The sequence below is a fragment of the Streptomyces sp. NPDC055966 genome, from assembly GCF_042269865.1.
In the GTDB taxonomy this organism is placed as follows: domain Bacteria; phylum Actinomycetota; class Actinomycetes; order Streptomycetales; family Streptomycetaceae; genus Streptomyces.
Map to the genome: position 1 here is coordinate 353,286 of NZ_JBHJYK010000005.1, position 13,444 is coordinate 366,729.

At 72.2% G+C, this 13,444-nt stretch carries 13 protein-coding genes; 4 read left to right on the forward strand and 9 right to left on the reverse strand.

All coding sequences use genetic code 11. The features are described from left to right. Positions 1-34: 34 nt before the first annotated feature. Positions 35-562: a hypothetical protein gene (locus ACFC8N_RS13790; RefSeq protein ID WP_376288218.1), complete on the forward strand. Its 528-nt coding sequence runs from the start codon at positions 35-37 to the stop codon at positions 560-562. Here the strand turns inward: ACFC8N_RS13790 and ACFC8N_RS13795 are convergent. Beyond that, positions 484-912, reverse strand: a complete 429-nt coding sequence (locus ACFC8N_RS13795) for a hypothetical protein (protein WP_376288219.1) — start codon at positions 910-912, stop codon at positions 484-486. The genes ACFC8N_RS13790 and ACFC8N_RS13795 overlap by 79 nt on opposite strands. 153 nt (positions 913-1,065) lie before the next feature. Beyond that, complete coding sequence (locus ACFC8N_RS13800; RefSeq protein ID WP_356037915.1) at positions 1,066-1,836, reverse strand: SDR family oxidoreductase; 771 nt, start codon at positions 1,834-1,836, stop codon at positions 1,066-1,068. Between the two features lie 183 nt (positions 1,837-2,019). On the opposite strand from ACFC8N_RS13800, the gene ACFC8N_RS13805 reads away from it, so the two are divergent. Then, the gene (locus ACFC8N_RS13805; RefSeq protein WP_376288220.1) at positions 2,020-2,634 is read left to right on the forward strand and encodes a TetR/AcrR family transcriptional regulator; all 615 of its coding nucleotides are present in this window, start codon (positions 2,020-2,022) and stop codon (positions 2,632-2,634) included. Between the two features lie 576 nt (positions 2,635-3,210). Next, positions 3,211-4,395, forward strand: coding sequence for a type III polyketide synthase (locus tag ACFC8N_RS13810; protein ID WP_376288221.1), 1,185 nt, complete (start codon positions 3,211-3,213; stop codon positions 4,393-4,395). A gap of 93 nt (positions 4,396-4,488) precedes the next feature. Here the strand turns inward: ACFC8N_RS13810 and ACFC8N_RS13815 are convergent, their stop codons facing one another. The 4 genes from ACFC8N_RS13815 to ACFC8N_RS13830 all read right to left on the reverse strand — a co-directional run bounded on the left by ACFC8N_RS13815 (position 4,489) and on the right by ACFC8N_RS13830 (position 9,720). Next, positions 4,489-6,651 carry a SpoIIE family protein phosphatase gene (locus tag ACFC8N_RS13815; RefSeq protein ID WP_376288222.1) on the reverse strand — a complete coding sequence of 721 codons (2,163 nt, stop codon included), beginning with the start codon at positions 6,649-6,651 and terminating at the stop codon, positions 4,489-4,491. 173 nt (positions 6,652-6,824) lie between these two features. Continuing rightward, entirely contained in the window at positions 6,825-8,096 is a 1,272-nt protein-coding gene (locus ACFC8N_RS13820) for an Ig-like domain-containing protein (protein WP_362820001.1), read from the reverse strand. A gap of 301 nt (positions 8,097-8,397) precedes the next feature. Next, positions 8,398-8,922, reverse strand: a complete 525-nt coding sequence (locus tag ACFC8N_RS13825; protein WP_356037930.1) for a hypothetical protein — start codon at positions 8,920-8,922, stop codon at positions 8,398-8,400. Between the two features lie 189 nt (positions 8,923-9,111). Next, entirely contained in the window at positions 9,112-9,720 is a 609-nt protein-coding gene (locus ACFC8N_RS13830; protein ID WP_376288223.1) for a TetR/AcrR family transcriptional regulator, read from the reverse strand. A gap of 46 nt (positions 9,721-9,766) precedes the next feature. On the opposite strand from ACFC8N_RS13830, the gene ACFC8N_RS13835 reads away from it, so the two are divergent. Then, positions 9,767-10,231, forward strand: coding sequence for an SRPBCC family protein (locus ACFC8N_RS13835; RefSeq protein ID WP_376288224.1), 465 nt, complete (start codon positions 9,767-9,769; stop codon positions 10,229-10,231). A gap of 111 nt (positions 10,232-10,342) precedes the next feature. On the opposite strand, the gene ACFC8N_RS13840 is transcribed toward ACFC8N_RS13835, so the two are convergent. From ACFC8N_RS13840 to ACFC8N_RS13850, 3 genes are all read right to left on the reverse strand, one after another. Beyond that, positions 10,343-11,434, reverse strand: coding sequence for a glutamate--cysteine ligase (locus ACFC8N_RS13840; protein WP_362820112.1), 1,092 nt, complete (start codon positions 11,432-11,434; stop codon positions 10,343-10,345). Between the two features lie 261 nt (positions 11,435-11,695). Continuing rightward, positions 11,696-12,076: a hypothetical protein gene (locus ACFC8N_RS13845; protein ID WP_356037936.1), complete on the reverse strand. Its 381-nt coding sequence runs from the start codon at positions 12,074-12,076 to the stop codon at positions 11,696-11,698. 491 nt (positions 12,077-12,567) lie between these two features. After that, positions 12,568-13,365 (reverse strand): MBL fold metallo-hydrolase, encoded by a 798-nt coding sequence (locus ACFC8N_RS13850; RefSeq protein ID WP_376288225.1) that lies wholly within the window; start codon positions 13,363-13,365, stop codon positions 12,568-12,570. Positions 13,366-13,444: the final 79 nt, after the last annotated feature.

Here is a 13,444-nt window from a genome sequence, read left to right on the forward strand (position 1 = left end):
CCATGACACACGAGACGGAAGTCCCGGTGGAACGGTGAGCGGATGGTGGACCTGTCCGGACGAGCGGACCCGCCGGGAGGTCGACGCGCGGGTGCCGGACGACCGCCGGTTCGCGGCGGTCACGGCCGTCTGGGCAGCGCTGCGTCCGCTCGGACCGGGCGTGCACGAGGCGGAACAGGTGGTCCACGCGCGCTACGCGGCGCTCGGCGACCGTGTGCGGTCCGCCCCGCCCGATCCGCTCGACGTACCCTCACTCGCCGCTCGCGCCGCCGCCCATCGGGGCCGGGCCGCCGCGATCGAGGCGATCTGGGACGGCGACACCGTCCACGACTGGTTCGGACGGTCGCCGCGGACGCGGGCCGGGCCCTGGCGGACCACCTCGGCGTTCCGTTCCACTTCGCCTCCCCGGACGTCCCTGACGACGAGGCCCCTCGCCGGCGCGCGACCCCTCGCCCGTCCGAAGAGCCGTGAGCGCGACGCCGGTCAGCCGATGAGTGAGCGGAACCGCTCGATCGTACGGCGCCGCATCGTGAGGAAGGCGAGCCACGAGCCGTCGGCGTAGTGCAGCCGGAAGCGGGCCATGAGCTGGGTCCGGGGGCGGCGTTCGACCCGGACCACCCAGGCGCGGGGCACCTCCCAGACCGGGGTGCCGTCCAGGGGCCTGACGAGTCCGACTCGCTGGTCCGTGACGCGCAGCAGCAGCGCGCCTGAGGTGTCGGGCATCCCCGTGGCGATGCTGCCGGCCGCGCCGGACTGCGCACCGACGCTGTTGACGAACTGGTTCGCGATGACCCCGCCGACGTTCAGGCCGATGCCCTTGGCGCTCTTGGCGGGTACGACGCTGCCGTACCCCAAGAGCCGCTCACCGGGAGCCAGTTGATGGAGGGCGGAACGCTCTTGGAGGGCAGACATGCCCATGATCATAGGTGATCGGCGTCGAGGCCGGCGGAGAGCGCGGAAGACCGCCGGTCGGAGGTGTCGGTAGCGCGCTCCCATGTCAGAGCGCTCTCCTCCTGGGCGCTGAGAGACAACGCCCAGGACGAGAGCGGCCACCCGGTCCGCGGCCTACGCGGCGATGACGGCGACTCCGGTCCTGCCCCCGTCGACGTCCACCACCGTTCCGTGCACGAACGCCGCCTCGTCGCTCGCCAGCCAGACCGCGGCGTGCGCGATGGCGTCCGGCGTGCCGACCCCGCCGGCCGGGGTGCCCTTCATCATGATCTCGCCCGGATGGGGCTCGCCGCCCTCCGGCGCCGGAGGCTGGATCACACCCGGCGAGATCGCGTTGACCCGCACGCCGAGCGGGCCGAACTCCGCGGCCCACGCGCGCGTGAGCGTCTCCATGGCCCCCTTGGTGGAGCTGTAGAGCGCGCCCAGGGGAACGCCCAGGCGCGCGATCCAGGAGCCGAGGTTGATGATCACCCCGCCTCCGGACTCCGTCATGGCCGGGACCACCGCCGCGGTGAGGAAGAACGGCGCCTTGACGTTGATCGCGTAGACCCTGTCGAACGTCTTCTCGTCGGTGGCGGTCGTGCCGGGGGCCGGATAGACGCCGGCGTTGTTCACCAGGATGCCGATCCGCCCGCCCAAGGCCGCGCGGGCCCGTCCGGCCAGGTCCTGGGAGGCCTCCGCGCTGCCGTCGAGGTCCGCCGCCACGAAGTCGGCCCGGCCACCGGATGCGCGGATCCCCTCGACGACCTGTGCCCCGCGCTCCCGATTCCGCCCGGACACGACGACGTGGGCCCCCTCGGCGGCGAGCGCTTCGGCGATCGCCTGCCCGATGTTGCTGGTCGACCCCGTCACCAGCGCCGTCCTGTTCCGCAGCCGTTCACCCATGACGCTCTCCCTTGTCTCGTACGGTCGTGTCCCGCACGGTCACCGGTCCTGTCCGGCGGGGCACTGCCCCGCGCTGTGCGGACCACTGTGCGTCGCGGAAAATGGACCGGCAAGTCCAGACTGGGCGGGTCCGGCGGCAGTAAAGTGGACCCGATGGTCCAGTGAGGCGGAGAGGGAGGCCGTATGCCGGACGCGCTGACCGCGAAGGGGCGTGCCACGCGGGCCCGCATCGTCGAAGGGGCCGCCGAGGTGCTGCGCGAGCAGGGGGTCGCCGACGCGACGCTCGACGACATCCGCGGCCGGACCGGTACGAGCAAGAGCCAGCTCTTCCACTACTTCCCCGAGGGCAAGGACCAACTGCTGCTGGCGGTGGCCCAGTTCGAGGCGGATCGCGTGCTGGCCGACCAGCAGCCGCACCTGGGGTGTCTGGACTCGTGGGAGTCCTGGCAGCAGTGGCGGGACGTGGTGGTGGAACGGTACGAGCTCCAGGGCGACCACTGCCCGTTGGGGTCGCTGTTCATGCAGGTCGGGCGGTCCCGCCCCGGTGCGCGGGCGATCGTGACGGAGCTGATGCGCCAGTGGCAGCAGCAACTCGCCGACGGCATGCGCGCCCTCCGGGCGAACGGCCTGGTGTCGTCCGACCTCGACGTCGACCGGACGGCGGCCGCGCTGCTGGCCGGCGTCCAGGGAGGCGTGGCCATCATGATGTCCACGGGCGACTCGACCCACCTCAAGGCGGCCCTCGACACAGGCATCGCCCACCTGCGCGCGACGGCGGGGGAGCCGGAACGGACCTGACGGCGGCCGGCCACCGACTGCGTACCGGCGCGACATGAACCCCCACGGGCGGTGATCGCATCGAGGCGGTCGGGACCGTCCCGCAGTCCGGACGCGCCCCGACCGTGCCAACGGGCAGCAGACCCTGATCCGGGTGAACAGGCCCGAGCGGTGAGCCCGTTGTCGGCGCCGTCGTCGTAGGTGACCTGGCGGTCCAGGCCGTTCGGGCACACGAACGCGGACATGCATACGCAGGACGGGGCCGACCTCGGCCCGGATGTGATCCTCCCCACCCGCGCCCCACTCTCGGACCTGGCCGCCAGGGTATCCGCCCCCGACTCATTCCTGACGGTATGTCAGATGTGACCTACCGAACCCCGCCGTGGATCTCTGTTCAGCGGTGTGCGCCGAGTCACGTATTTCGGGTACCACCTAAGTTGTCTGCATCACAGCGGAAATGTCCCTTTGGCGTCCATGCTCGATGCGGACATCGGCGCCCCAAGTGGAGCCCCTCGGCAACCTCTTGGGCGTGACGCCCAAAGTGACCCATGACACAGCACTCGTGACATTCCTCCTCCCCCGGGAAGGTGCCCCCTTATGGCCGCTTACCTCTGTCCTCCTGCCGTGATACACGGCGAACACCCCGTGGAGACCAGTCAGATCGTGGCGGAAGTGCGCGAGCGGCACCCGCACGCCGCGTGGGCGCCGCGGATCGACGGCATCGCGGCCGGCACGGGCATCGAAACCCGCGGGTGGATGCTGCCGCTGGAGGCCGCCGTCGCGCCCGGCGACGGCGGTGGCCTGCGGGCTGTCGGCACCGGGGCGGCCCAAGAGGCGCTGGCACGCGACGGGTTCACCCAGCAGGACGTGGACCGCGCGATCGCCGCACTGGAGGCGATACCCGCGCCGCAGACCGTCCAGGAACGCACCGCGCCGGCCTGGGAGGCCGTGCAGTCCTACGGGGAGCGTGCGGCGCGCGGGGCCCTGCAGAGCGCCGGGCTGGACGCCGCGGACATCGACTGCCTGATCACCAGTCACTCCACCACCCCGGCGCTGCCGGGCCTGGACGTCGCCCTGGCCAACAAGCTCCCCCTCCGCAACGACGTGATGCTGCTGCCGGCCACGCAGTGGGCCTGTGTCGCGGGGACCCGCTCCCTGGCGCTGGCGGCGGACCTCGTGGCCGCCGACCCCGACCGGGTGGTCCTGGTCGTGATCGCGGAGGCGCTGAGCACGACCTACCAGCCCGCGGACGACACGCTCGAATCCCTGATCGTCCGGTTGCTGTTCGCGGACACCGCGGTCGCCGCGGTGGTCACGGGCCGTGCGAGGCGCGAGTCGACGCTGCGGCTGGACGCCGCCTGGCACCACACCCTGCCCGGCACCCACGACCTGCACCGACTGGAGACGCGGGCGGACGGCACCCACTTCGTGATGGACCGGCGCGGGCCGCGCGCCGTCCAGGAGACAGTCACCGCGATGTGGGAGTGGCTGCGCCTGCGTTACCGCGACGACCCCGACTCATGGCACCCCGACGTGCTCCTGGCGCACCCCGGCGGGACCCGGGTGCTGGAGTACATGGAGCAGACGATGCCCGACGCGTGGCCGTCGGGGCTGCTGGACTACAGCCGGGACAGCTACACCAGCGGCAACCGCGGAGGCGCCGCCGTGTTCGACATCATGCGGCGGGCGTACGACGCCGGGCAGAAGCCGGGCAGTCGCGCCGTCCTGTACGCGGCGGCACCGGGCCTGACCGCCACCGCCCTGGAAGGCGAGTGGCTGTAGCGCGACCCCGCAGCACCCGCACCGGCAGACAAGTGGTGCGCATCACATGCCGTACGCCGGTCACGCCACCCCACTCCCCGCCCCGCAGCCGCGTCACCTCGCGACTTCCGCCCAGACCACCTTGCCGGTGTCCGTCCACCGCACTCCCCACCGGCTGGTCAGCCTGTGCACGGTCTGCAGGCCGCGACCGCCGTCGTCGAGGAGGCCGCCCCGGCCCAGACGCGGCCTGCCGTTCCCGGTGTCGCCCACCTCGCACAGCAGGCCGTGACCGGCCCTGATCAGCCGTACCGTGATGGGACCGGTGGCGAAGCGCACCGCGTTCGTGACCAGCTCGCTGACCAGCAGCAGCACGTCGTCCCGGGTGTCGGCCCTGGTGCCCCATCGCCGCAGCAGCGCGGAGACCTGCGCGCGGGCACGGGCGGGCGCGTCGTCGCGGGCGGGCAGCCGCCAGGTCGCGGTGTCCCCCTTGCGGTAGCCGATCATCCGCGCGAGCAGCAGGGTCACGTCGTCGCGCTGGTGCGCGGGTGCCAGCGCGGAGACGACGTGCCGTGCGGCCTGCTGCAGGGCGTCCCAGGGGTGCACCGCGGACACGGCGTCCGCCAGCCTGGCGATGCCCTCGTCGATCGACACCGCCGGATCCTCCACCAGGCCGTCGGTGTAGAGCGCGAGCAGCGAGCCCGGGGGTGCGTCGAAGGCGTGCACGTCGAACGGCTCCCGCAGCGCGAACTCGGCGCCCAGGCCGGGGTGCGGGCGGACCACCAGCGGGACCGCGTGCCCGTCGGGGGAGACCAGGACCGGGGGCAGGTGGCCGGCGCTGGACAGCGCCAGGTCGTAGCTGACCGGGTCGTAGAGGGCGATGCAGCAGGTCGACCCGAGGGCGCTGTAGCCGGCCGCCAGCCCGGACTCCGTGTCGTCCAGCAGCGTCACGGTCTCGTCCAGGTGCTCCAGCACCTCGTCGGGCGCCAGCCCCGCGGACAGCAGCGCGCGGGCCTCCATGCTCAGCTGGCCCATGGTGGCCGCGGCGCCCAGGCCGTGCCCGACGACGTCACCGACCACCAGCGCGGTACGGCCGTCCGGCAGCGGAAAGCTGTTCACCCAGTCGCCGCCGACGCCCGCGCTGTCGGGCGTGGCGGGCTGGTAGACGCTGGCGACCTCGATGGTGTCGCCACCGGTCCGCGGCAGCAGCCGGCGCTGCAACGCCAGCACCTGCGTATGCTCGCGCTGGTGCTGACGGGCCAGGTCGACGTGGTGGACGGTCCTGGCCACGAGTTCCTGCAGGTCGAACAGCTCGCTGTCGCGGAAGGGGCGGTCCGACCGCCGCCAGACCTCCGCCACGCCCAGCACGACGGGCGGCGCGCCGTCCAGGACCAGCGGTATGCACGCCACACCGGCCGACCGGTCACCGGGCACCAGGGCACGCATCACGCGCGAACTGCCGAGCACCCGCTCGACCGCCGCCCCGTCGGGGATGACGATGGCCTGCGGGGCGTCGGCCCGCCGTATGGCCTGCGCCAGCAGGCGACTCGCGTCGCCGGGAAGATCGTCGCCCGGAGTCACGTAGCCCTCGGGCCACGCCCGGTCCGGCACCAGGGCCGCCCGCCGTAGCCGGATGCGACCCTGCGCCCGCTCGGTGACGCCCTCGCCCGTCCACACGGCGAAGTCGAGGTCGACGGCGGCGACGTCTCCCCAGGCCAGCAGGGACTCCGCCAGCGACTGCGCGGTCTCGCCGATGTCCAGCGAGGTGCCGATCGCGGTCTCGGCGGCGTACAGGTGCAGCCTCCTGGCCATGGCGATCACGGAGACGGTCAGGCCTTCCTGGGGCGCCGCTGCGGGCAGGATGCTCAGCGAGACCACCAGCTCCGACCCGTCGCCGCGCCGCAGGCGCTGGATCCGGGCGACGTGCGCCTCTCCGGTCTCCAGGACCTGCCGCAACCGCCGTGTGACCGTCGGTACGTCCCCGGGAGGCAGGAGACCGACGAAAGGGCTCCCGGGCACGGCGTCCAGACCCGCGAACACGGGGGCGTCCAGATTGCAGCGGGTGATCCTCAGATCCTGGTCCAGGTTGACCGCGCCGAGAATCCGCTCCTGACCGCCGTCTGCCGTGTCGTCGGGTACGCGCCGCCTTGCGGTGCCGTCGCCCTGCGCGTCGGCAGGCCCTGCGGCCGCTGCCGCTCCGCCGCTCGGGATGTAGCGCCCCAGAGCGCTGCTGACCAGGTCGAACGGCGAAGAGGACGAGGCGGAGGGTGTGGAGTCCATGCGGCTCTCTCGGCAATCCCCGGCGCGGCGCCGGGGCCGTACTCGGACCCGTCCGACGGGGCCCGAGATCCCTGACGGCACACCTCATTGAATAACACCGGGGGTCTCTTCGCCCACATCAGCGGATCACGCCGTGACGGCGGACGGCGCGGAATGCCGCGGCCGGTGGGGCGTCAGCCGGTCGCGCTGCCCGCGACCCACTTGCTCCAGGGCATGTTCCAGTCGCTGAGCCCGTTGTCCGGGGCCAACGTGGTCTTGTCCGCGGAGTTCTTGACGATCACGACGTCACCGATCATCGAGTTGTCGAAGAACCACGCGGCCGGCTGCCTGCCGTCGCCGCCGCCCTTGACGTCCTTCAGGCCGACACAGCCGTGGCTGGTGTTGACCTTGCCGAAGATCGAGTCGGCACCCCAGTAGTTGCCGTGGATGAACGTGCCCGAGTCGGTCAGGCGCATGGCGTGCGGTACGTCCTTGATGTCGTACGCGGCCGTGCCGTCCTTCTTCGTGAGGCCGACGCTCGCACCGTTCATGTGGATCTGCCGGAACTTCTCGGAGATGACCATCTGACCGTTGTACGTCGGGTGCTCGGGGCTGCCGGACGAGATCGGGATGGTCTTGATCGTCTTGCCGTCCCGTACGACGGTCAGCTGCTTCGTCCTGGCGTCGACGGTGCTGATCTGGCTCCGGCCGATCGTGAACGTGACCGTCTTCCGGATGCCGTGGCTGGTGAGCTTGACGGTGACGGTGGAGCCGGGCTTCCAGTAGCTCTCGGGGCGGAAGTCCAGGCGGTTGTCGTTGAACCAGTGACCGACGACCCGCTGGCCGCTGCTGGAGCTGACCTGGATCTTCGACTCCACGGCGGCCTTGTCGCCGACGGCCTTGTCGAAGTCGACCGTCACCGGCATGCCCACGCCGACGGTCGAGCCGTTCTCGGGGGAGAGGTGCCCGATGAAGTCGTTGGCCGGGGAGACCGTGGTGATCGTGGCGTTCCCGGTGACGGGGCGGCCCTTGGCGTCCGCAGCCTCCGCCTCGACCTGATAGGTGGTGGCTCGCGCCAGCCGCCCGTTCGGCTTCCAGGACGTGCCGTCCGCGGACAGCGTGCCCGGGATCTCGGTGCCGGTCGCGACGGCGGTCATGGTCACCTTGGTGAGCTTGCCGTTGCTGACGGTGACGTTGACGGGACTGTCGATCCCGACGTTGTGGGCACCTTGACCGGGCGTGATCCTTATTCGGGCGGCGGAAACGTCCTGGGCGCCCGTCCGGTCTCCCTGGGCCTGCGTTTTCGGGGGCTGCCCGGTGCCGTTGCCGCTGGTGGCAGCGTTGCTGGTGCCGCCGAGAGCCGTGAGCGCGAGTACGCCGCCGAGCACGCCGGCCGTTCCTATCAGTCCGGTGCGTCGCTTACGTGCCGTGATCAAACGCTTCTCCCATGTCGCTGGTCGGTGCATCCCTGGAGCCGGTTGACCGGAGGGGTGCAACCGGCATTAAGGATCCACTCTTACGCGGTTATCCGCCCCAAAGGGAGTGAATTGTGGCGAATTCCACGTACGCGTGGGCGCCGTCGAGGGCGGCGGCCACGCCGGCGGCATGCGGCCTGCGGGCGTCTTCCGGGAGCGGAGCTCCGGACGGTTCGTCCGTCCTGCGGCGCAGAACCAGGCCTGTTCGGGAGGGAGTTGACGGGGTGGTCGACCGAACGAGGGGCCGGCGTCCCCGGGCGGGGGAGCCGGCCCCCGTGGCGTAGACCGGGGCTCAGCCGAGGCCGAGCTTCGCCAGTGCCGTCGTCCAGTCGGTCATGATGGCGTCCTGCGCGTCGTTGAGGCTGACGGTGCCCGCGCAGACGGCCTTCTTGAGCTTGTTCTCGACCACGTCCTTGTCGGCCGAGGTCTTGTTGCCGTAGTGCGGCTCGGGCCACAGGTTCTGCTCGCTCTTCGGCGCGCCGCCGAGTTCGAGCGGGACGAAGTGGTCCTCTTCGTAGTCCGAGGTGCTGGTGTCCGCGTAGCCGTACTCCACGATTTGCTTCTTCTTCAGCGCGGTGGTGTACGAACTCGGGGGACGCACCGTCGAGGTCCAGCCCGAGACGCAGATCGTGGAGTTGATGGTGCTCTGGGTGACGTCGGGGTTGAGGGCGCCGGGCTGGCACGTGGGGTCGGGGAGGGGGAGGTAGGCCTGGCTGCACGACTGCGCGTGCGCGCTTCCGGTGGTGACGATGAGCCCCGCCGCCGCGAGGGCGAGGGCTGACAGGGCGGTCACGAGGGGGCGTGCTGTTCGGGACATGTGGGGGGATCTCCCGGTGTGGTGCCCGGCATTTGTCCGGGCGGTCATGATCATGACAACACGGGGATCATCTATGCGGGTAGATGCTTTGCCGTCCGGGGAAATCCTTTGGTTGAAGATTTGTCTACGGCAGGGGGTGTCAAGGCCAAGTCCTGGCCGGAACTTGGTTGTTGACAAGGATGCCGCGCGTCACTCCGGGCCGTAGTAGAGCCGGAGGAACTCCTCCATCGCCGCGTCGACCCCCGCCCGGTCACCGGTGGCGAGCAGGTCGAGCAGCAGGCCGCGGACGGTGGCGAGGCCGAGCCGGGCGCGGTTGCGGGCCGAGGCGGGGTCGGCCCCGGCCGCCGTCTCGGCGGCCACCAGTGGCTCCAGCCAGTCGGACACGAGCCCGTCGAGGACCGGGACGGCCTCGGGGCGGCCGCGCAGCGCCTGCCCGCAGAGCTCGAAGAACAGCCGCTCCTGGCCGGCCAGCCCGGGGTCCGTCAACCGGTGCCACAGCCGGCGGGCGGCGTCGGCGGGCGACAGGCCCGGCTCCAGGCGGAGTTGGGACAGCAGTTCGCGCTGGCGCCGCTCCGACGTCCGGACGATCTCGACGAGGAGCTGTTCCTTGGAGCCGAAGTAGTGGATCAGCATACGGTGGCTGACGCCGATCGCGGCGCCCAGGCGGCGCAGGCTCAGGTCCGCGATGCCGTGGGCCGCGACGTGGTCGACGGCCGCGTCCACCAGCCGGGCGCGCCGGTCCCCGTCCGTGCCGTGCGCTGCCCCGCCGTCCGGGACGGGGTCATCGGTCTTCGCCACGTCGCGAGTGTACCGAGTGGTACATGCCGGATGTACCGTGTGGTACATGAAGTCTGTCACCGTGTCGACCGACGTACCGCAGACGCCCGAGCAGGTCTACGACTTCCTCGATGTCATTGCTCACCACGAGCGCTTCACCGACCACTACCTGAGCGACTGGCGCTACAGCGGCCCGGCCCGCGGCATCGGATCGTGCGCCACGGTCACCGCCGCGCTGGGCGGCGCCAGGACCGACGTCACCATCGAGGTCGTCGAGGCCGACGCGCCCCGCCGCATCGTCGAACACAACGTCAGCGCGGGCGGGCGGCGCCTGGCCCACGGCACCTACACCCTCGCACCGCTGCGCACCGGCGGGAGCCGTGTCGCGTTCACGTACGCCTGGGTCCGCGCCCCGCTCGCCGACCGCATGCTCGCACCCGTCGTCCGGGCCGTGATGCGGCGCGCCAACCGCACGGTCATGCGACGCCTCGCCGCCGAGCTGGCCCACCACACCTCCGCGTCCGGCTCCTGACACCGGGCCGTACGCGCCCGCCCGGCACCGTGCGCGGCCGAGCCCTCGCGGACGCGGGCATCGATCCGCGGACGACGCCGCACGGGCACCCGGAGCGGTGCCGTCCGCCCCTCACTCGCTCTGGGTGCGCCGTACGCACTCCGTGACCACGCCCCGCAGGCTGCCCGTGCGTTCCAGGAGCAGCCGCTGTTCGCAGGCGCCGTTGCCCCGGCCGAGCAGCCGGGCCACCGTGTGCTCGACGCGGGCCGCATCGCCGTTCTCGGTGAGGACGTCGCCGATGTGGTCCAGCAGCGAGCGCACCACCTCCGCGGCGGGCCGGGGCCGCATGGTCGCCGGGTCGAGCAGGTCCTCGTCCAGGCCGGCGTGGGCGGCCTGCCAGGCGGCCAGCCGCAGCACGCTGACACTGTGGTCGAGCGGCGGTTCGCCCGCCCGCCAGTCGCGAGCCGCCGTCTCCACCAGGGCACGGCCCAGCGCGGCGACGAGCACGGCGGTCTCCGCGTGCAGACACACGTCCGGCACCCGGATCTCCACGGTGGGGTAGCGCGCGGACGGGCGCGCGTCGAAGTAGGCCATCGCCTCGTCGAGGATCACCCCGGTGGCCAGCATGTCCGACACCCGCCGGTGATAGCCCTCGGCGGACCCGAACAGCTCGGTCGGTCCCGCCGACGGCCAGCGGTTCCACAGACGGCTGCGGTAGGCCGCGTAGCCGGTGTCCCGGCCCTGGCAGTACGGCGAGTTGGCGCTGAGCGCGCACAGCACGGCGAGCCAGGGGCGCAGCCGGTCGACCACGGCCACGGCTTCCTCGTCGGACTGCACCGACACATGCACATGGCAGCCGCACACCAGCTGTTCCCGGGCGGTGACCCCGTACCGCTCGGCCATCCATCGGTAGCGCTCGTTCACACTGATCGTCGGGCTCACGGGCAACGGGGAGGTGGCCAGCGCGGCCACCGCGCAGCCGATCTCGCCCGCGTGCCGCGCCGCCTCCCGGCGGCAGTGCGTGATCTCGGCGCCGAGGGGCTCCATCTCCGCGTGCGGGTGCGTGGCGAACTCCAGCATCTGCCCGAACAGCTCTTTCTCGAACACCTCCTGTCCGGGGTCGTCCTCGGCCGCGTGGGCGAGGACGGCGGCCGACATGGCCTGCGGCTCCCCGCTGCGGGGGTCGACCAGAAGGAGCTCCTCCTCCACGCCTACCGTGCGCACCAGCATGCCGCCTTCCTGCTCGGTACGGCCCGGGGGTATCCGGCGCCCGGGGGCGACCGGCGCCCAGGGGCCGTCGCCACGCCGAAACCCGGATCTGCCCTCCGCATCCCGCCGCGGTCGTGCTGCGCCGCGAGAGCGGACGGCGACCGGGCCGACGGCCGGCGGGGCATGGCCGCCCCGGAGGTCGTCGGGCCCTTTGTACGCGAAATCCATCGTAATCACGTCCGGGAGCCGCTTCCTGGGCTACCGCGGGGGCGGCCTTCAGACGTGCGGTCCCGTCGTGTGCTCCAGAGCCTTGCGGGCGGCCAGACAGCCCGCGATCTTGAAGGCGAGTTCATGGGAGCCGAGCGTGTGGGTGCGGACCTGCCGCAGCACCACCCTGGCCGCGGTCAGGACCCCGTGCTCGGGCAGGCTCAACTGCTCTCGAATCCCCGCGGCGATCGCGGCGAAGAAGCGCGGCAGATCCTCGGCGGTCGCGTGGTCCACCGTCAGCCCCTTGGCCACCTGGAAGGCCAAGCCCTCCGCCGCGGGCTCGAAGTCCACCGTGATGTCCGCGAACTGCGGCGCACAGTTCTGCCGTTGGTGCAACACCCGCACGCCGCGGATCGGATACGGCGGGAACCGGAACGGCGCTGACGTCATGCGACGACGCTACCCCCGCACGCCCCGATCGACGCGGTCCCGGAGGAGGCGGCGGTGGCCGTGGCGATGGCGGTGGCGTCCCGCCAGTCGGTCCTGGTGGCGATCGCCGTTCGCCACTGGCGCGGTTCGCGTGGGGCATGTCCACAACTCCCGTGACCCGCCCGGACGTTGACTCGACCGAGGCGACCTGTGCCCCCGTCCGCACGTCGACGCCGTTGGCGCGGTGTACGCCTGCCAGATACGCGCGCACCACGACCGGCCGGGTGCCGGTGTCCGGCCTCTCCCGCAGGGCCAGGGCGTCCGGGATCTGTGTGGACAGCGGCGGCCGGTCGCAGGGCAGGTGCCGCTCCTGTCCGACGAGGGCGGGGAGCCGTCGAGCCCCCCCGTCCCGATGCGCCGCGTCCGGGTGCGGGCTCAGTACTTCATCGACACCGTCGGCGTTCCCTTCCGTACTCCGGCTCGGCTGGGCAGGTCGGCCGGGGCCTGTCGGTTCAGGCGTGCCGGCCCCAGTCCAGCCGGTCGGCGAGGCCTGCGGCGGCGAAGGCGGCCGCCAACTCCTCGCGGCCCTCGGTGAAGTGGGCCCAGCTGTCGTAGTGCGCGGGAACGACCCGGCGGGCGCCGAGGATCTGCGCGGCCTCGGCGGCCTGGGCGCTGTCGAGGACGATCAGCGCGCCGTCGAAGAGGACGGGGAAGCGCGGGGCTCCGGCGAAGAGGACGGCGGTGTCCACCGGGGCGAAGCGCCCGGCGATCTCCTTGACCGCGTCGAGGGAGGCGTTGTCGCCGCTGACGTAGACGGTGGGCAGGCCGGCTCCGGTGAGGACGAAGCCGACGACCTGGCCGGTGATCGGCTCGATCTCCTCGTGCGTCCCCGGTCCGTGGATCGCGGGTACGCCGGTCACGGTGATCGTGCCGCCGTCCGGGCGGTCCAACTCCACGGACTCCCAGTCGGCCAGGCCCTTGGCCGTGCCGCCGAGGCGCCGGCCGCCGTCCGGTGTCGTGAGGGTGAGCGGGATGTCGGCGAGCAGGGCGCGGCCGGAGTTGTCGAGGTTGTCGGCGTGCTCGTCGTGCGAGAGCAGGACCACGTCGATGGGGCCGAGGTCGGCGGGGGCGGCGGTGGAGGGGGTGGTCTTGGTCAGGACCGGGCGGCCGGGCCGGCCGTAGTCGCCGGGGCCGTCGAAGGTCGGGTCGGTCAGGAAGCGCAGGCCGCCGTACTCGAAGAGGACGGTCGGGCCGCCGAGGACGTGGACCGGGAAGGGGTGGGGGGCCGCGGGGAGCGTGGACGAGGACATGATGGAGTCACCTCACGGATGGATTCCTGTGAACCGTGAGGTGACCGTAGCTGCTTCTCACGGTTGGATGCAAGCCGTA